The 18,417-nt window shown below is 60.5% G+C and carries 19 protein-coding genes and 1 tRNA gene; 13 read left to right on the top strand and 7 right to left on the bottom strand.

Annotated features, from left to right (window positions below; all coding sequences use genetic code 11):
- The first annotated feature begins 2 nt into the window (after window positions 1–2).
- The 9 genes from AC2FNZ_RS09055 to AC2FNZ_RS09095 all read left to right on the top strand — a co-directional run bounded on the left by AC2FNZ_RS09055 (window position 3) and on the right by AC2FNZ_RS09095 (window position 7,975).
- A tRNA-Glu gene (locus tag AC2FNZ_RS09055) sits at window positions 3–77 on the top strand.
- 319 nt (window positions 78–396) lie between these two features.
- Window positions 397–2,136: an ABC transporter substrate-binding protein gene (locus AC2FNZ_RS09060; protein WP_093961738.1), complete on the top strand. Its 1,740-nt coding sequence runs from the start codon at window positions 397–399 to the stop codon at window positions 2,134–2,136.
- Between the two features lie 93 nt (window positions 2,137–2,229).
- Window positions 2,230–3,279, top strand: coding sequence for an ABC transporter ATP-binding protein (locus tag AC2FNZ_RS09065; RefSeq protein WP_496840280.1), 1,050 nt, complete (start codon window positions 2,230–2,232; stop codon window positions 3,277–3,279).
- Window position 3,280: 1 nt separating this feature from the next.
- Window positions 3,281–4,357 (top strand): ABC transporter ATP-binding protein, encoded by a 1,077-nt coding sequence (locus tag AC2FNZ_RS09070; RefSeq protein WP_496840282.1) that lies wholly within the window; start codon window positions 3,281–3,283, stop codon window positions 4,355–4,357.
- Window positions 4,354–5,217 (top strand): carbohydrate ABC transporter permease, encoded by an 864-nt coding sequence (locus AC2FNZ_RS09075; protein WP_005983941.1) that lies wholly within the window; start codon window positions 4,354–4,356, stop codon window positions 5,215–5,217. Before AC2FNZ_RS09070 ends, AC2FNZ_RS09075 begins: the two co-directional genes overlap by 4 nt.
- Window positions 5,214–6,011 carry a carbohydrate ABC transporter permease gene (locus AC2FNZ_RS09080; protein WP_093961735.1) on the top strand — a complete coding sequence of 266 codons (798 nt, stop codon included), beginning with the start codon at window positions 5,214–5,216 and terminating at the stop codon, window positions 6,009–6,011. The genes AC2FNZ_RS09075 and AC2FNZ_RS09080 overlap by 4 nt, the downstream gene beginning before the upstream one ends.
- Before the next feature lie 146 nt (window positions 6,012–6,157).
- Window positions 6,158–6,427 (top strand): DUF2160 domain-containing protein, encoded by a 270-nt coding sequence (locus AC2FNZ_RS09085; protein ID WP_370797609.1) that lies wholly within the window; start codon window positions 6,158–6,160, stop codon window positions 6,425–6,427.
- A 68-nt stretch (window positions 6,428–6,495) separates the two neighbouring features.
- A complete protein-coding gene (locus AC2FNZ_RS09090) occupies window positions 6,496–6,891 on the top strand; it encodes a BlaI/MecI/CopY family transcriptional regulator (protein WP_005983946.1) in 396 nt (131 codons plus the stop codon).
- Complete coding sequence (locus AC2FNZ_RS09095) at window positions 6,878–7,975, top strand: M56 family metallopeptidase (protein ID WP_496840284.1); 1,098 nt, start codon at window positions 6,878–6,880, stop codon at window positions 7,973–7,975. Before AC2FNZ_RS09090 ends, AC2FNZ_RS09095 begins: the two co-directional genes overlap by 14 nt.
- Here the strand turns inward: AC2FNZ_RS09095 and AC2FNZ_RS09100 are convergent.
- Genes AC2FNZ_RS09100 through AC2FNZ_RS09125 form a run of 6 tightly spaced genes read right to left on the bottom strand, consistent with a single transcriptional unit; the run spans window position 7,963 to window position 12,645 of the window.
- Window positions 7,963–9,123: an NnrS family protein gene (locus AC2FNZ_RS09100; protein WP_496840285.1), complete on the bottom strand. Its 1,161-nt coding sequence runs from the start codon at window positions 9,121–9,123 to the stop codon at window positions 7,963–7,965. The two genes, AC2FNZ_RS09095 and AC2FNZ_RS09100, sit on opposite strands and share 13 nt — an antisense overlap.
- Before the next feature lie 9 nt (window positions 9,124–9,132).
- Window positions 9,133–10,044 carry a ubiquinone anaerobic biosynthesis protein UbiV gene (gene ubiV, locus AC2FNZ_RS09105; RefSeq protein ID WP_496840286.1) on the bottom strand — a complete coding sequence of 304 codons (912 nt, stop codon included), beginning with the start codon at window positions 10,042–10,044 and terminating at the stop codon, window positions 9,133–9,135.
- Between the two features lie 4 nt (window positions 10,045–10,048).
- Complete coding sequence (gene ubiU / locus AC2FNZ_RS09110; protein ID WP_496840287.1) at window positions 10,049–11,047, bottom strand: ubiquinone anaerobic biosynthesis protein UbiU; 999 nt, start codon at window positions 11,045–11,047, stop codon at window positions 10,049–10,051.
- Window positions 11,044–11,580: a ubiquinone anaerobic biosynthesis accessory factor UbiT gene (ubiT, locus tag AC2FNZ_RS09115; RefSeq protein ID WP_496840289.1), complete on the bottom strand. Its 537-nt coding sequence runs from the start codon at window positions 11,578–11,580 to the stop codon at window positions 11,044–11,046. The genes ubiU and ubiT overlap by 4 nt, the downstream gene beginning before the upstream one ends.
- Before the next feature lie 39 nt (window positions 11,581–11,619).
- Window positions 11,620–12,153 carry a DUF2478 domain-containing protein gene (locus tag AC2FNZ_RS09120; protein ID WP_496840291.1) on the bottom strand — a complete coding sequence of 178 codons (534 nt, stop codon included), beginning with the start codon at window positions 12,151–12,153 and terminating at the stop codon, window positions 11,620–11,622.
- Between the two features lie 12 nt (window positions 12,154–12,165).
- Window positions 12,166–12,645: a hemerythrin domain-containing protein gene (locus AC2FNZ_RS09125; protein WP_496840293.1), complete on the bottom strand. Its 480-nt coding sequence runs from the start codon at window positions 12,643–12,645 to the stop codon at window positions 12,166–12,168.
- Here AC2FNZ_RS09125 and AC2FNZ_RS09130 point away from each other — a divergent pair.
- The 3 genes from AC2FNZ_RS09130 to AC2FNZ_RS09140 all read left to right on the top strand — a co-directional run bounded on the left by AC2FNZ_RS09130 (window position 12,644) and on the right by AC2FNZ_RS09140 (window position 15,433).
- Window positions 12,644–13,180: an RrF2 family transcriptional regulator gene (locus AC2FNZ_RS09130; protein ID WP_496840294.1), complete on the top strand. Its 537-nt coding sequence runs from the start codon at window positions 12,644–12,646 to the stop codon at window positions 13,178–13,180. The two genes, AC2FNZ_RS09125 and AC2FNZ_RS09130, sit on opposite strands and share 2 nt — an antisense overlap.
- A 254-nt stretch (window positions 13,181–13,434) precedes the next feature.
- Window positions 13,435–14,316 (top strand): AraC family transcriptional regulator, encoded by an 882-nt coding sequence (locus tag AC2FNZ_RS09135; protein WP_496840295.1) that lies wholly within the window; start codon window positions 13,435–13,437, stop codon window positions 14,314–14,316.
- 139 nt (window positions 14,317–14,455) lie between these two features.
- Window positions 14,456–15,433, top strand: a complete 978-nt coding sequence (locus AC2FNZ_RS09140; protein WP_496840297.1) for an oxidoreductase — start codon at window positions 14,456–14,458, stop codon at window positions 15,431–15,433.
- A 137-nt stretch (window positions 15,434–15,570) separates the two neighbouring features.
- On the opposite strand, the gene AC2FNZ_RS09145 is transcribed toward AC2FNZ_RS09140, so the two are convergent.
- Window positions 15,571–16,404, bottom strand: a complete 834-nt coding sequence (locus AC2FNZ_RS09145) for a DeoR/GlpR family DNA-binding transcription regulator (protein WP_496840298.1) — start codon at window positions 16,402–16,404, stop codon at window positions 15,571–15,573.
- A 169-nt stretch (window positions 16,405–16,573) separates the two neighbouring features.
- On the opposite strand from AC2FNZ_RS09145, the gene AC2FNZ_RS09150 reads away from it, so the two are divergent.
- On the top strand, window positions 16,574–18,235 hold the full coding sequence (locus AC2FNZ_RS09150) for a Na/Pi cotransporter family protein (RefSeq protein ID WP_496840299.1): 1,662 nt from the start codon (window positions 16,574–16,576) through the stop codon (window positions 18,233–18,235).
- Window positions 18,236–18,417: the final 182 nt, after the last annotated feature.

The raw sequence follows: 18,417 nt of genomic DNA on the forward strand, positions 1-18,417 counted from the left end.
GTGGCCCGTTCGTCTATCGGTTAGGACGCCAGGTTTTCAACCTGGAAAGAGGGGTTCGATTCCCCTACGGGCTGCCATTTTCACCCCCGAGAAACGCTAATCCAGCGCTACCACTGCGGCGACTTTCTGCATCGAAATTTGCAAATCGACGGAGCGGTGTCGCTGAAAAACCCATAGTGAAGGGTCATTGGCATGCTCTTTTCGCCTGGCTTATGACGCCACGTCGAGTGGGTTAAAAACCATATATTTTCAAGGCTATAGTAACTGTATGCGTTGGGTCGAACAGGCCATTTTCGCCATTTACTAATTTTTTAGTTTGACAGACTCGCGAAAAATCGCTGATGCTGTTCGTCATCCGGTTTGCGCCGGAGAACCATAAATTTTGGGAGGAGAAAGATGCGGAAACATCTTTTGTCCGCAGTGGCGGCGGCTGCCGTCATTGCGGGGCACGGTCCTGTTTGGGCCGACGAAGCCGCAGCACAGCGCTGGGTCGACGATGAATTCCAGCCATCCACCTTGTCGAAAGACGAGCAGATGGCGGAAATGCAGTGGTTCATCAAGGCTGCCGAACCGTATGCCGGGATGGAGATCAACGTTCTATCCGAAGGTATCCCGACCCACTCGTATGAATCCGAAGTTCTGACGAAGGCGTTCGAGGAAATCACCGGCATCAAGGTCAACCACCAGATCCTGGGTGAAGGTGAGGTCGTTCAGGCCGTTCAGACGCAAATGCAGACCGGACGGAACCTGTATGACGGCTATGTCAACGACAGTGACTTGATCGGTACGCACTCGCGCCTGCAGTTGGCCTATCCCCTGTCGGACATGATGGCGGGTGATTGGGCGGCGACAACCTCGCCGACGCTGGACCTGGATGACTTCATGGGCATCCAGTTCACCACCGGTCCCGACGGCAAGCTGTACCAGCTGCCCGACCAGCAATTCGCCAACCTGTACTGGTTCCGCAAGGACTGGTTCGATGACGAAGCCAACAAGGCCGCATTCAAGGAAAAATACGGCTATGATCTGGGCGTACCGGTCAACTGGTCTGCCTACGAGGATATCGCCGAATTCTTCACCAATGACGTGAAGGAAGTGGACGGTGTCGCGATCTACGGCCACATGGACTACGGCAAGCGCGCGCCTGACCTTGGCTGGCGGATGACCGACGCATGGCTGTCGATGGCCGGTGCCGGCGACAAGGGCGAGCCGAACGGTGTGCCGGTCGACGAATGGGGCATCCGCATGGAAGCGGGCACCTGTAACCCGGTCGGCGCCTCGGTGTCGCGGGGTGGTGCCGCAAACGGCCCAGCGGCCGTTTACGCGATCCGCAAATGGGACGAGTGGCTGCGGGCCTATGCGCCTCCGGGTGCGGCGTCCTATGACTTCTACCAGTCGCTGCCCGCCCTGTCGCAAGGCAACGTGGCCCAGCAGATCTTCTGGTACACAGCCTTTACCGCCGACATGGTCAAGCCCAAGTCCGAAGGCAACAACACTGTCGATGATGAGGGCAACCCGCTGTGGCGGATGGCACCCAGCCCGCATGGCCCCTATTGGGAAGAAGGCCAGAAGGTTGGCTATCAGGATGTAGGATCGTGGACCTTCCTGAAGTCCACCCCGTCGGATCGGGCGCAGGCCGCGTGGCTGTATGCTCAGTTCGTGACGTCCAAGACTGTCGATGTGAAAAAGTCCCACGTGGGTCTGACCTTCATCCGCGACAGCTCGGTCAACCACGAGTCGTTCACCGAACGCGCACCCAAGCTGGGTGGCCTGGTCGAGTTCTACCGCTCGCCCGACCGTGTGGCGTGGTCGCCGACCGGCATCAACGTTCCCGACTATCCGAAGCTGGCCCAAATCTGGTGGCAGCAGATCGGTGACGTGAACTCGGGCGCCTTCACCCCGCAAGAGGCGATGGACCGTCTGGCTGAAGAGATGGACATCACCATGGCCCGCATGCAGGCCGCGGATGAAAGCGCCGGCGTCTACGGCGGCTGTGGTCCGCGCCTGAACGAACCGCAGGATCCGGCCTTCTGGCTGGAGAAGCCGGGCGCGCCTAAAGCCAAGCTGGAGAACGAGAAGCCGCAAGGCCAGACCGTCAACTACGAGGAACTGGTGGCACGCTGGCAGTCCCAGTAAGCCACTACTCCCCGGGGGGCGCCGGTACCGGCGCCCCTTACCAACCACGACCAAACAGCGTTGCCACGCGCTGCGGGATCGGAACCCACGGACATGATCGAACTACAAAACGCAACCAAGCGGGTCGGCACCGTTACCCATATCAAACCCACGTCCCTGACGCTGCAGACCGGCAATTTCAACGTGCTGCTGGGCGCGACCGGGTCGGGCAAGACCTCTCTGATCAAGATGATGGCCGGGTTGGACCCGATCGCTTCGGGCAAGGTCCTGATGGATGGGCAGGACGTCACACGGCAGAATACGCAGAAGCGAAAAATCAGCCTCGTGCACCAGTTCTTCGTGAACTACCCGCATATGACCGTATTCGACAACATCGCCTCGCCCCTGCGCGTTGCCGGAATGGCGCAATCTGAGATCGAAGGCCGCGTGGAAGAAGCCGCCGACCTGCTGCAACTGCGCCCGATGCTGCACCGTCGTCCGCATGAACTGTCGGGCGGCCAACAGCAGCGCACCGCACTGGCCCGCGCCATCGCAAAGGACAGCCGCGCCGTGTTCCTGGACGAGCCGCTGGCCAATCTGGACTACAAGCTGCGCGAGGAACTGCGCGAACAACTGCCCGAGCTGTTCGCCGGGCGCGGCGCCGTGGTGGTCTATGCTACGTCCGAACCCGAAGAGGCGCTGCTGCTGGGCGGCTATACCGCCTTGATGGAGGACGGCCGCGTGACCCAGTTCGGCCCGACGGCCGACATCTATCGCAATCCCGAAAACCTCGCCGCCGCGCGGGTGTTCTCGGACCCCCCGATCAACGTGGCACGTGTCACGGTCGCCGGTGCCCAAGCGCGCCTGGCCGGTGGAGGCGGATGGACTGTGACCGGGATTGCCGATGGCGAATACATGGTCGCGGTGCGTCCGCACAGGGTCACTCCGCTCAAGGCTTCTGACGACGACGTCGAACTGACCGGCCGCGTGATCGTGACCGAGCTGTCCGGGTCCGACTCCAGCGCGCATTTCCAACATGGCGAGGACGCCTGGGTCTCGCTGGCCGCCGGGGTCCACCCCTATCAGGTGGGCGAGGACCACACATTCTACATGAACCCGGCCCATTGCCGGTATTTCGGCCAAGACGGCAAAAGGGTGGCCTGACATGGCGCAGATCAAGCTTTCCAACCTCAAACACAGCTACATGCCGTCGCCGCAAGGCCCGCAGGACTATGCGCTGAAGGAAATCGACGTGACCTGGCGTGATGGCGGGGCCTATGCGCTGTTGGGGCCGTCGGGCTGCGGCAAGTCCACGCTGCTGAACATCATCTCGGGCCTGTTGACCCCGTCCGAAGGGCAGATCCTGTTCGGTGACCGTGACGTGACCGCCCTGCCCCCCGATCAACGCAACATCGCACAGGTGTTCCAGTTTCCGGTGATCTACGACACGATGACCGTGGGCGAAAACCTGGCTTTTCCGCTGAAGAACCGCGGCGTCGATCCGGCGACGATCAAGCGCCGCGTCGACGAAATCGCCGAGATGCTGGATGTCACTGACATGCTGAACACCCGCGCCAGCGGCCTCAGCCCCGACAACAAGCAGAAAATCTCGATGGGTCGCGGTCTGGTCCGCGACGACGTGAACGCGGTAATGTTCGACGAGCCGCTGACCGTGATCGACCCGCATCTGAAATGGAAGCTGCGGTCCAAACTGAAAGAGCTGCACCAGCGCGTCAAGGCGACGATGATCTATGTCACCCACGACCAGACCGAAGCGCTGACCTTCGCCGACGAGGTGGTGGTGATGCAGGAAGGCGAAGTGGTCCAGATCGGCACCCCGGTCGAGCTGTTCGAGCGCCCTCAGCACACATTCGTGGGCCATTTCATCGGCTCGCCCGGCATGAACGTACTGCCCTGCGAGGCGCGGGGCGATCGCGCCCTGTTCGAAGGGCACGAGGTGGTGCTGGAAGGTCCGGTCAGCGGCAGTGGCGGCCGCACAGATCTGGGCATCCGGCCCGAATATGTGGGCTTTGGCGCCGAGGGCATTCCGGCCCATGTCACCAAGGTGGCCGATATCGGCCGGCATTTTGTGGTCAGTGCCATGGTCGGCAACACCGCACTGAAGGCGGTGACCGAACACGCGCCCCCCGAGCCCGGATCGCAAGTCTTTCTGCAATTCAAACCTGAACAGACGCGCGTCTATCGCGACGGCTGGATCGCAACCGAGGAGCGCGTCCGATGAGAACGGAAAACCAGAAAGCGTGGTTCTTTGTCCTGCCGGTGCTGGCGCTGGTCGCCTTCAACGCGCTTGTGCCGATGATGACGGTGGTCAACTATTCGGTGCAGGAAACCTTTGGCAACAACCAGTTCTTCTGGGAAGGGCTGGGCTGGTTCGAACAGATCCTGCGGTCTGACCGCTTCCAGGCGGCGCTGGGGCGGCAGTTCCTGTTCACCGCGCTGATCCTGATGATCGAGGTGCCACTGGGCATCATCGTGGCCCTGTCGATGCCGCGCAAGGGATTCTGGGTGCCGGTCTGCCTGGTCCTGATGGCCCTGCCGATGCTGATCCCGTGGAACGTGGTCGGCTCGATGTGGAACATTTTCACCCTGCCAAAGATCGGCCTGCTGGGGTATTTCCTGAACGACGTACTGGGCATCAACTATGACATGACCCAACAGCCGCTGTCGGCCTGGATCACCATCGTGGTGATGGATGTCTGGCACTGGACCTCGCTGGTGGTGCTGCTGTGCTATGCCGGTCTGGTGTCGATCCCCGACGCCTATTACCAGGCGGCCAAGATCGATGGTGCAAGCCCCTGGTCGGTGTTCCGCTATATCCAGCTGCCCAAAATGAAGACGGTTCTGACCATCGCGGTTCTGCTGCGGTTCATGGACAGTTTCAACATCTACACCGAACCGTTCGTTCTGACCGGGGGCGGCCCCGGCAACTCGACCACCCTGCTGTCGATCGACCTGGTGAAGATCGCACTGGGACAGTTCGACCTCGGCCCCGCGGCCGCGATGAGCCTGATCTATTTCGCCATCACTCTGCTGGTTTCCTGGGTCTTCTACACCCTCATGACAAAGGATGACGCGCAATGAAGAAGCGGTCTCTCATCCCGATCCTATATATCGCGTTCCTGATGCTGCCGATCTATTGGCTGGTGGCGATGTCCTTCAAGACCACGAACGAGATCCTGTCAGGCTTTTCCCTGTTTCCCCAGACTTTTACGCTGGAGAATTACATCACCATCTTCACCGATCCGACGTGGTATTGGGGCTATATCAACTCGATCACGTATGTGACGTTGAACACGATCCTGTCGGTCTGCGTGGCCTTGCCCGCGGCCTACGCGTTCTCGCGCTATAGGTTCCTGGGCGACAAGCAGCTGTTCTTCTGGCTGCTGACCAACCGCATGGCCCCGGCGGCCGTGTTCGCCCTGCCCTTCTTCCAGCTGTATTCGTCGATCCATCTGTTCGACACCTATCTGGCGGTGGCACTGGCGCACACTCTGTTCAACGTGCCGCTGGCGGTGTGGATCCTGGAAGGCTTCATGCGCGGCATCCCGAAAGAGCTGGATGAAACCGCCTATGTCGACGGCTATTCCTTCCCCCGGTTCTTCGTCACGATCTTCCTGCCCAACATCAAGGCGGGCGTGGGCGTGGCGGCGTTCTTCTGCTTCATGTTCTCGTGGGTGGAAATGCTGCTGGCCAAGACCCTGACAGCGGTTGAGGCCAAACCCATCGCCGCCGTGATGACCCGCACCGCGTCCAGCGCAGGCTACGAGCTGGGTCTGCTGGCCGCCGCCGGCACCCTGACCATCATCCCCGGCGCCATCGTCATCTGGTTTGTCCGCAACTACATCGCGCGCGGTTTCGCGATGGGACGTGTATGAGGTTCGACATGCGCAAACTCCTTCTCTCCCTCTCCCTGTTCGCCCCTTCCCCGGCACTGGCGCAAGCCAAGGCCGGCTGGGGCAATGTCGGTCAGGAAGAACCCAAGGGCTTTTCCTGGACCGACCCGCTGTGGCCCGACTTCTGGATGGCCTGGACCCCGGCAACGCTGGCGGTTTTCGTGGGCATCTTCTCGGCCATCGCCCTGATCGGCGTGCTCGAGGTGGTCAAGTTTCGCGACGGGATCGAACGCCGGGGCGTGCTGGGCCTGACCACCACGTTGGGCGACCGGCTGTTCATCACCCTGCTGGGCTCGGCCTATATCTTTCTGGCCTGGCTGGGGCTGGTCGGCCAACCGGTCTGGACCCCGCTTTTCCTGTCGATCGGCTGGGGCATTTTCGTTTTCTGGAAAGTTTAGGCTTTGCGTAACCGTGAAAGGATGCTTGTCTGGCGAGCATAACAGGCAAAATGGTGACACCGAGACCGATGCGAAAGAGAAAGACAGGAAATCTGCTGACCGAGGTCGAACTGGAGTTCATGAACGAGCTCTGGGCACTTGGCGAAGGCTCGGTGCGCGACGTGCTGGACCGGCTGCCGCCCGAGCGGAACCTGGCCTACACCTCGGGCGCGACGATCCTGCGCATCCTGGATGAAAAGGGATTTGTCCAGAGCCGCAAGGACGGCAAAACCCTGATCTACCGGCCGCTGCTTGAGAAGGACACTTATCAGGCGCGGTCGCTGCAGAACCTGTCCCGCACGTTGTTCGATGACACCCCGGCCTCGCTGGTGGCACGACTTGTCGACGACGCCGGCCTGACCGAAGCTGATCTGGAGGAAATTCGAGCACTGGTAGAGAGGAGACTGCAAAATGACAGCGGTTAAACCGGTTCTCGATGTATTTCTCGACCTGAACGTGGTGCTGGTTCTTTCGGCACTTATCTGGTTGGGCGCCCGCATGGCCGTAGCCCGAACGCGCCTGCGGCACGACTACATGACACAGCTGCGCGTGCTGAAGGTTCTGTGCTTCTGCGTCATGCTCAGCCCTGTTCTGGCCCTTGGGGTCACGGCAGCAGCCGGTTTTTTCTGGCCGGGTCAGGCCGTTTCCATCGGTGATATTGCGGTAGCGGCGTATTTGCGCGGTGAAATCGCGATGCCGGCCACACAATTCGAAGCCCTGCTGAACACGCGCGAACGTTGGGTCGACACGGTTCTGTCCGGACAAAGCGCCCTTGTGACGGCCGCCTTGGTGCTGCTGGCCCTGGCCGCCCTCCGGATGCTGGTCCGCACCGTCCGGGATGCGCTGGCGATCCGCGATACGGTGGTTTCCAGCTTCCTGTGGCGGCGGTCGGCCAACGTGGACATTCGCTTGTCCGATCGGATCACGGTTCCATTTGCCGTGCGCGGGGCGCGTCGTCGCCATGTCGTTCTGCCCAGCCATCTGCTGGACACCCCCCGCGAACTGCGATTTGCCCTGGCGCATGAATTGCAGCACGTTCGCGCCCGGGACGTCGAATGGGAGATTGCGTTTGAGGCCGTGCGACCGCTGCTGTTCTGGAACCCTGCCTACTGGGCGTTGAAATACCAGTTCAGCCGACTGCGCGAACTGGCCTGCGACCAGTCCGTCGTCACCCGACGCGGGATCGACGCGCGCGACTATACCGACTGCCTGCTGGACTATTGCGCCCGGACCGTTGCGCAGGGCCGGCCACGGGTCTTGAACGTGGCGCTGGTCTCTGGTGGCAAGGCCAAACGGGTTCTGAAACAACGCGTGATCGCGCTGGCCGATGCACCCTCGTTCTCGGCACCGTTGCCGGCACTCTTCATGGGTTCGGCCCTGCTGTTCGCTGTTCTGCTGGCCTTGGGCGCAGCCACGATCCGCCAGACTCAGGACTGGAGCCATGACCGGCTGATGCTGTCGACCGTCGTGAACCTTGAACGGCTCGAGGCACGCAATCAGGGCAATTGATCGGCGACGCCAGGATCCATCCTGTTGCTGGCCTGACCGCTGAACACCGGTCGCTCGAGTGGGCGGCCTAGCGTTTGGACGTGCCGCCAGAGAAACACGGCCCAACACGCTCCCCAAGCCAGGGCCGCGGGCACGTCTGCAGAGGACGCCCGCAAAACCGCAGCAAGGCACAAAAAAGCAAATCCGATACCGTCGATCGCGCTGGGGCGCAGCCGGCCGCAACGGCGCGCGACGGCACGGGCAGCTACGGCATAGATCGCGCAGCTGACCGCTCCGACCGTCAGAACGTGCAACGCATCAGACACCGCCAGCAAGTCGGGGAAATACAGGGAAGCCGCCAACAGAGACATACCAGCGGGCAACCACGCAAAGGCCATATGAAGCATCGCCAGCAGACCATCCTGTCGAACTGCCGTTGAATGCCAGAGCCACAGACGCCCACCCGCGCACCCCGCGCAGATCACAAGCAGGACCCCGATAAGCGGACCATCGTCGACGGAAACAAGCCCGACAAGGACCGCGGCCAAAGCCAGAGCTGCCGCCGAAGCGTCTCCCAATACCCTCGCGCACCGAAAATCTTGCGCGGCGGTTGGGCTTTGGTGCGTCCAATTCCATGTAAATGCAGCGATCATGCGCCCGCCGACAACCGAAACCAAAAGTGCAACGAGCAAAACTGAGGAGAAGGACGGCGCAGACCCAGTTAGAAAGGCAAGCTGGCAGATGACCAAGAAAAGGGCGAAAAGCGCCTGCAGTCCTCCGGCAACCGCCTGCGCGCGCAGTGCAGCCCAAGCGAGACGACCGGCGAGAAAGAGCAAGAACGCCGTGCCCGTTGGGACGATGAACATGAGTTCGCCCCCAAGCGCACCGATGGCGGCAAACCGGGACATCGCCCAAAGCGCGAACAGCAACAATGTGCCGGTTGGCGAGACAGACTCGCCCCCCGACCAGCTGCGTATCGCCGTCAGCGAATAGCCCGCAAATGCCGCGCCGACGAAGCCGAACAGCATCTCATGCGCATGCCAAGCCCACAGCCCCGGCAACGGCGACCAATGGGTGATGAAATCCTGCCCCAGAAACAGGCCGCTCACCCCCAGAAGGGCAGCCGCCCCCGCCGCAGGAAACATAATCCGATGAGGCGAGGACAGCATGGTTTCCGATCATGCAAGGGACGCCTGGGCTATCCTGCGATAGCCGGCCTGACCGTGGTAGAACCCATTGCTGAACGGCGTATCCGCACAAACCTGCCGCAACCGGGCTTCGGCCGCCTCGGTAGACATGCTTTGATCCAGCACCGCCCGGTAAACCTCGGCGACGGTGACCATGTCCACGGCCTGCGGCATCAACCGCAAATGGCTCACGCCATCGGCAACCAGTTGCGGCAGCTCCTGCAGCAGGATCAGATACCCTTCGGATTGGGTCTGGATCCCGTTGATGCGCAGGATCGGCTGCTCATCCCTCGTACGCAGCGGCATCCCGTCGGGGTCTTCTTCGCAGACGAATTGGCAATTGTCCTTTGTCCGCCCGTGCGAGCGCGCATGATAGCACCGCGCCGAAACGGCCAGCGACGCCCGCCCAAAGACCTGCACTTCAACCCCAAGGCCCATGTCGCGCGCCATTCGCGCCGCGACGGCGATCGAGGGCGCTGGCAACTCGGTGGGCAGGCAGACATGCGTCGCCCCCTTTGACGCCATCCAGCGGATTGCGGCCTCGTTATAGGCATTCATGAATGGGCCGATGCGATGCGGTCGCGTACCGCGTGCATACAGTCCCGCAGCGTTGTTGATTTCGATCTCGGGCGACTCCATCTCAGACAGATCTTCGGTGGCCTTGCGCTCACGTTTCAGCATCACTTCGGCCAAGGAGGACAAAACCACCTTTTTGCCAGCCCGTTCGAGCCTTTCGATGATGGACGGCAGGTCAGCCTCTTGGAACGGGGCGCGTTTTGAACAGATGACCTCGCCCAGATAGACCTCATCCACCGGAGCTTCGTCGGCGACACGCGCATAGAAATCCCAGCGTTGGTCGGCCGACCAGTGATAGGCGATCGGGCCCAATGTAAGTTTCGTCATCGTTTCACCGCCATTTCTTCGTGGCAAAAGCGCCTTGCGTCTGTTTCTGACCCTCGGTCAGTGCGACGAGGTTCCCGATATCCGCTTCGCGACCCGCCCGGATATCGTCGACAGCGTTTCGAAATGCAGACACCACGGACCGGACATAACTCTTGGACCTTTGCCGCCCTTCGATCTTGAACGCATGGACACCGGCATCGATCAACTCGGGCAGAAGTCGGGCCAGGTTCAGGCTGATCGGTTCCTCGAACGCATAGTACCCGTCCGGGCGATGAGCGACCTGATAGCGGCCCTTGCAAATCGTCGGATAACCGGCCTTCTCATCTGGCCCGAACCGGTCGATGGTAAAGCCAGCCAACTTCGATGACATCGAACCATCGGCATCGCGCACGTACTCCACGTCAGACGCCGGCGAACAGACGCCATCGAGGTTCGTGGACTGCCCGGTCAGATAGTTCGTCAGGCTGCAGCGCCCTTCGACCATCAGACCGTGGTTTCCGAAGATGAAGGTTTCGATCTCACAGGGGATTTCTTTTCGGATCTGCCGGATCTCGGGAATGGTCAGAATACGGGGCAGGACTACGCGTTTGACACCGAAATTCTCGCAGTAGTAGCGGATCGCCTCGGGTGACGACGCAGCAGCCTGCACCGACAGGTGCAAGCGTACCTGTGGATGGGTTCGGGCGATGTAGTCGGCCACGCCCATATCAGCCACGATAAAGGCATCAACACCGATCCGCGCACCGGTGTCGGCAGCGTGCCGCCAGAGGTCGACCTTTCCCGCCGGGGGATAAGTGTTGAGTGCCAGAAGGACTTTGGCGCCCTTGGCATGGGCATAGGAGACCGCCTCCTCCAATTCCTGCGGCGTGAAGTTCAGCCCCGGAAAATTTCGGGCGTTGGTGGCGTCCTGAAAGCCGCAATAGACGGCGTCGGCCCCAGCATCGACTGCCGTGCGCAGGGCAGCAGGAGTTCCGGCGGGGCATATCAATTCGGCGAGGCTCATGAAGCGGTCGCTCCTTCTACTTCTTGGTAATTTCGGCGCAACTGGGACAGGATAGCGCGACCAGGCGGGCCGAACATGTCCGCAGCCTCCTGAGCGATGGATCCATCCATGTCGTCCAATGCATTGCGCAAACGAACGACAGCCTCGGTATCTCCTGTGATCTCCAAATCGCGCGAGAAAAAGGCTGCGTCGCCGTCCTGTTCCGCATCAACCAGTTCCAACAGCAGCAGGAACCGCCCTCGTATAACTGCTGTGGCGTCAGGCAGCATCGACCGCGGCACGGCGCGAAAGCTCAGGTTCTGAGGATCCGGGCGCAGATGCAGCGCGAACGGCAGCTCGATCGGGTCGATCAGGAAATCGGCGCTTTGATACGGGCCAAGCCGGGCGAATAGCGCAGGGTGTTCCTGCGCGACCCTACGGACCACCCGCGCGAGAATGGGCTGAACCGCCAAACAGGCCAAACGCGAGACGATTGCCTGTCCCGGCGGCCTTGGCCTGTTCGATGTCTGTGTTGGGCTCACCATATGCTGCATGTAATGCCTCATCCGTTTGGCTGTTGTATTTGTGCGGGCTCAACCCGGTGCCGCCGTGTTTCGGCCTTGCGCGATGGACCATCGGCACCATTCGACCACAACGTCCTCAAGGGGCGGCAGGAGTTTGGCGGTTCCTCCGGCAAACTGATCGAAGGCGGCGCGATGGGTGTTGCTCACGCCGATCAGGACCGGAATATCTCGCGCCAAGGCCTCGGCAATGAGCGTGCGAAATCCGCGGCCCTCGGCCTCGCTGAGTCCGAATTTGTTCAGCAGAACGATGTCGCAACTGTCTTCTCGAAACCGAGCGGACGCGATGCCGACCACGTCTTCGATCGCACCGGCGTCCATGCGACACGCGCCTGAGCCCGAACCCAGATCCTGCGTGATCCGGATATTGGGGCCATGCGGCAGCAGTCCAAGCGTTGTCTCACAAAACTGGGTGCCAGTGTCCGGAATGTTCACACGCAGCGCTCCGAGCAAGCGCAGACCTTCTTCCTGCAATCGCGCGGCAACTGCCGCCAGCAAATGATCCGTTCCGCCTGCCCCACTTGCGTCGACACCTGCCAGAAGCATGATTGAACCCCTCTACCGTTCGAACCGTGGAAACAGGACCTGGTTTTCAAGCATCATGAGCCGGTCAAGATCCGCCAGAAGGTTCCGCAGCCCGTCGTAAAGCCGTCGCCAAGACCCGCAGGCATGTGCGGGCGGTGTCAGGTCATGGGTGATATGCCGGATCAGAGCGATACTCTCGGCGTGACCATCGTGATCGGCGCGCATAACTCGGATCGGGTTTTCGATTCCTTCCATGCCGCCCATACGCATGGCGGGAAACAGGACGATCTCCTCTTTTACCATGTGCGTTTCCATTTCGGCCGCCAGTTCGGTCAGCGCACGAACCAACCCTCGGGGGGCTTGGGGATCGTCTCGGTGAACCGAGGCCACGCGTTCAGCAAGATGTTGAAGCTGCTGAAGCTCGGTCCGGTGTGTTTCGTGATACCGTGTGAGGATGTGATCAATCAGGGCGCTTGTCTCAAGATCAGCTTCGTGCATATCGAAGTTCGTCATGGTTCGTGCTTTCAGGGTTCACGACCCGAGCATCTCGAATCGGAGTTTGATTTGCGCATTCTGTTTTGCTAATACGCATAAAAAATACCGATTGGAAAACGCGACCATGCGCCTCACCTCATTCACAGACTATGGTCTCCGCATTCTGATGCGGCTGGCCGGCAGCCCGGACCGCCCGTTTTCAACCGGCGAACTTGCGGATGAATTCAAGGTGTCACGCGCCCATCTCGCCAAGGTCATTTCGGCGCTGGCCAATACCGGTTACCTCAATACGCGACGCGGCGGTGGCGGCGGGGCAATCCTGTCTCGCCCGGCGTCGGACATCCGCTTGGGCGACGTAGTGCGCACTCTGGAGACCGGGCAACCAATCGTTGAGTGTTTTTCGGCCGATGGCAGTGCGTGCACTCTGACACCAAGCTGCCTTTTGAAAGACCGGCTGAAGCAAGCCGAGCAGGCGTTTTTTGACGACCTGAATCAGGCAACACTGGCTGATTGCATCTATCGCCCGCCGTGGGAGGTTTCGGCGGCAGAATAGCAGCTGGCCTGCCCCTTCCGACAATTCGCCTGGGTTCTCTCAGAACCAATCAGGCTGCGAACACGGTTACGTTCGTGCTTCGATCGGTCAGATCAGATGCCCCCAATCTCGGCAGCGACGGTCAACCGCACGCCTCTGGAAATTCAGCTAGCTGTTTCTCCGGCGGACTTGCCTGATTCTCCGAATAACAACCCGAAACTCTTGTGCGGATAAATGCAGGTTGTAGTCTTGGCGGACTGGCCGGAGAGATCCCATTGGAACTGCAGAGACTCCTTGACGACGCCAAGGCGCTGATTACCGAGGCCCAATTGGATGACGGCTTCTGGCCCTGTGGTGTGCGGGACATGGTATTGGCGCAGACGCGCCAATCCAAACGCCCGTCATGCTCAGTCGTTGAACCCATGATCGGGCTGGTGCTTCAGGGCAGCAAGTCGGTTCAGTACGGAACCGAGCATGTCCGCTATTACGCAGGGGACGTCATTGTCGTGGGAAGCGCCCTGCCAATGGTCTCGGGCCTTGTGGATGCCTCGCCCGAAAACCCCTACATCGCCCTGTATCTCGGCATCGACATGCGCGTATTGCGGGGCGTCTACACCGACATGGGCGGCACCTCGCTGGACGATGCGGGGCCGGCCTTGGAAAGCGGTCAGGCCGATGTGGAAGTCATTGATTCATTTGCACGTCTTTTCCGTTTGCGCCGAGATCCGATCGCAGAGCAAACGCTGGGGGCCGCCGCCGTCCGCGAGGTTTATTTCCGGGTTCTGCGCAGCGACAAAGGGCGCGCGCTGCGCCGTATCATCCGCGCGGACAGCAAGGCCAACCAGGTCGCCAAGGCTATCGCACATATCCGCAAAGAGTACCGCTCGACGATCAAAGCCTCGGACTTGGCCGCGATCTCGGGCATGAGCGCGTCGGTATTCTATGACGCTTTCAAACGGGTCACAGCCAACAGTCCGCTGCAGTTCCAGAAAGACCTGCGCCTGACCGAGGCCTTCCAACTGCTTCAGCAGACGGGAACGCCTGTATCGAGTGTTGCACACGCGGTTGGGTATGAAAGCCCGGCCCAATTCAGCCGTGAGTTCGCCAAGAAATTTGGCGTTCCGCCCCGAGAACTGACCCGGGATCACGTGACCTGAGCTGCACGCTTTGCTCTTGGGTTTCGGAGAATCGAGCAAGAGTTGAGGAGGAAGCTCTGTGTTCCGCCCGGAGCGGACAGGTTAGGTTCATCCATGATGCAACCGGGCGATGTTGCCCCCGAAATCGTAAGGATACCTGATGGCAGTCTCCGACCAAGTTCCTACAAATTCCGGATTTCACGCAAAAAGCACGGCGGCCGAAGTGCTGGCCAATATCGACCTGACCGGAAAGACCGCAATCGTAACCGGTGGCTACAGCGGTATTGGCCTCGAAACCGTCCGCGCCCTTGCCGACAAGGGGGCCGCAGTGATTGTTCCCGTACGCTCGGAAGCCAAAGCGCAGGAGAGCCTGGCGAGCGTGGATGGCAATATCAGGACCGCACCGATGGACCTGGCGGATCTGGGATCAGTCCGACGGTTTGCCAAGACGGTATCCAGCGACTTGCAAAACCTGGATCTGCTGATCAACAACGCCGGGATCATGGCGTGCCCCGAGGCCCGTGTTGGACCCGGTTGGGAATCCCAATTCGGTATCTGCCACATGGGCCACTTTGCCCTGACCAAGTTGCTGCTGCCGCTTTTGGAGCAAACGCCGGGCGCGCGGGTCGTGGCTCTCTCCTCAACCGCGCACAAGATTTGTGACGTCCATTGGGATGATATCCAGTTCGAAAAGACGGACTACGACAAATGGCAGGCCTATGGGCAAGCAAAGACCGCAAATGCGTTGTTTGCCAACGCCCTGTCCCGCCGTTTGGCAGCGACCGGCGGGTTGGCGTTTTCGGTACATCCCGGTGGGATTTTCACCCCTCTGCAACGGCACCTGCCGAAGGAAGAGATGATCGCACTGGGTTGGCTGAACGAGGATGGCGAGCCGTCCGAATTGGCCAAGGAGGGTTTCAAGACGCCCGAACAGGGCGCGTCAACAACGGTTTGGGCGGCGACGTCGCCAAAGCTGGTTGGCAAACCCGGGGTTTATTGCGAGGACGCTGACATTGCAGCTCCAACCGACCCCAACAGCCCGACGGCCCGATATTTCGGGGTCAACGCACATGCCTGCGATGACGCATCGGCTGAAAAGCTGTGGGAGATCAGCGAACGGCTACTGCAAGAGGCCTGATACCCACGCAGTCCGGTCGGGATGATCCCGGCCGGACTGCGCTTTTGGGCGATAAGACAGCGCTAGGGTTTTAGAACGCAGTCGCGCCACCTAGCCCTCTGCGCTGCCGGTCCCGGCCCGAGCTGGACCCCAACGGTTCAAGCCAGAGCCTGCTCGGGCGCTGGATCGGCGATCAACAGTTCGACATCTGATACGCCCAGCGCCACGGCCAACTGGCTTGGCGGGACCGTGTCGACGATCAACGTGTCCAAATCCGACAGTTCGCACACTTTGTGCAACTGCTTGTGATTGAACTTCTGGGCATCAAGCAGAAGATGGTGTTCCGCAGAACGGCCCAGCATCGCGCGTTTTACGGCGGCGATATCACCTATCGGTTCGCTGGGTCCATCCTCGGACAACCCCGAAGCGCCGATCATGCATCGATCGACATTGAAACGGCCCAGAAACTCCAGCGTTTCGTAACCAACGACGGCAGCCTCGGCGGCAAGATAAGCACCGGGGCAAACAATAACCTCGGCCGCGCTGCCGCCCAGTGTCACGGCCACCGGAATCGAATTCGTGATGACAGTGCAACGTATGTCGCGAAATGCCAGTGAGCGCGCCAGTTGTGCGGTTGTCGAGCCCGAGTCGATCATGACCGTCTCACCTTCACGCACAAGGCCAGCGGCGGCGTTTCCGATCCGCTCGCGTTCGGCAACCCGGGCCGCATTGCGCTCGTCCAGACTGAGATAATGCCCTTGCACCGGCGCCGACGCACCACCGTGCGCACGCGCAATCAGGCCGTCTTCGGCCAGCGCGTCAAAATCTCTGCGGACGGTCTCGGTGGATACGTCGAAACTGCGGGCCAGATCACTGATGCGCACGTGCGGGCGCAGCTTGAGTTCAAGCAGGATACGTTGACGACGATCGGATTTTTTCAGCCGATCCCGCCCTTTCTTGCTCTGTTTCTGACGTGTTTTGGCCTTTGACATCTCATTGACCCGGCTAGACGATAATCAACTTTTGTGGCGTTTACCTCATTTTTGCAAATATTTTGTTGCATTGCCCTCAAACTGGTGATGAAGATCGTCGGACTCACCCCATTGTGGAAGGCAGAATGTTGGCCATACAACGGCGCAGCGCAAACAAGGTATCGAACGCATGATCGTGCTGGCCACCCATCTGGCGGCCGGCGTCGCCCTGCTTTTGTGGTCTGTCCGGTTGATCCGGACCGGAGTAGAACGAGCGTTCCTGCCCGAGTTGAAACGCGGCCTTAAAATCCTGTCTGAAAACCGAATGTCCGCTGCATTGGGCGGCGGTATGGCAGCGATGCTGATGCAAAGCTCGACTGCAGTTGCATTGATCGGAGCCGGATTCGCGGTATCGGGCATGCTCGCCCCACCCTCAGCCCTTGCGCTGCTGCTGGGGGCAGAGGTGGGATCCGCCCTGATGGCAAAGGTGCTAACCCTACCCGTCCAGGCGGTGATGCCATTCGCATTGCTGGTCGGGGTCGTGGTGTTTTTGAAAGCCGGACGGCGGCGGACGAAACAGATCGGGCGCATCACCATCGGTTTTGCCCTGGTGCTGTTGTCTCTTGGAATGATCCGCGAAGCCACAGTGCCAATCGGGGCCAGCCCAATCGTTCAAAGCATTGCGGCATATTTTCAAAGCGACTTGATCAGCGCTTATGTGGTCGGAGCAATTCTGGCGTGGCTCATGCATTCCAGCCTTGCCGCGGTGCTGACCTTTGCAACATTCGCGGCGTCAGCGCTGGTCGGCGGCACGGTGGCCGCCGCACTGGTCATCGGTGCCAATCTCGGCGGCGCCGTGATCTCATTCGCCCTGCTCTGGTCGCAGGAGCGCCCGGCCAAGTTGGTCGTCCTGGCCAACCTGGTGGCTCGGGCCTGTGCCACTTTGGTGGCGCTGGCCCTGCTGCTGACCGGCGTGCTGAACATATCCGTGTTCGGCACAGCGCCCGGTCAACAGGTGGTGATGCTGCACATTGCGATGAATGTCGCCCTTCTGGTCGTTGCGCTGCCATTTACCAACCTGCTGATCCGGTTGGCCGACACGTTCGTTCCCCGCCATGCCAGCATCACCGCCGACAACGTGACCGCATTGGACCCCAGCGCACTGGACCACGTGCCTCTGGCGCTGGCCTGCGCACAGCGCGAACTTCTGCGCATGGCTGAAACGGTTCAAGCGATGCTGGTGCCGACCATTCACCTGTTCCGTAACTGGGACCCCGAACTTGCCCGCACCATCGAACTGCGGGAGAACGATGTCGACCGCATGCATTTTGACATCAAAATCTACGTCTCGCGTCTGCGGGAAGGCGATCTGACACCTCAGCAGGAGAAAAAGACACTCGAGCTGGTGTCGATGGCCAACAACCTTGAAGAGGCTGCCGATCGGATCGCGGTCAACCTTGTGGCGCTGGCGAATAAAATGGCTGACGAGGGCATCACCTTTTCCAAGGAAGGTCTGACCGACATTGAACAATTCCACGATCAGATCACGACGAACGGCCAGTTGGCTCTGAGCATTCTGACCACCGGCGACGCTGAGGCGGCCCGCCAATTGGTGGCCGAAAAGGATCGCATCCGGATCGAGGAACAATACCTGCAGGAGCGCCACCTGAAGCGCCTGCAAAGTCGGGGTCCGGCCAGCATTGAGACAACCAATATCCACCAGGAGACGCTGCGCCTATTGAAGCAAATCAACGCGGCGCTGGCCTTTGTGGCCTACCCGATCGCCGAGGAGACGGGCGATCTTCTGGAAAGCCGTTTAGCCAAACCGCGTATAATCTCGGACGCACCTTAGCCACAGCACTCTTCGGATTGTACTTTTAAGGACCGGCAGCGAAGGCTCCCGCCCTTCCGTGAGTACATGGCTTTTCTGGCTTCCTGGATCCGGCAGAATTGACAGTCGACCCCGCTCACATACTATCGTTATATAAGAATGTTATGACATAAAACCGTTTCTTTGAATTCGAAGCTGTTGAA

The sequence above is a fragment of the Ruegeria sp. SAZA006 genome, from assembly GCF_059613465.1.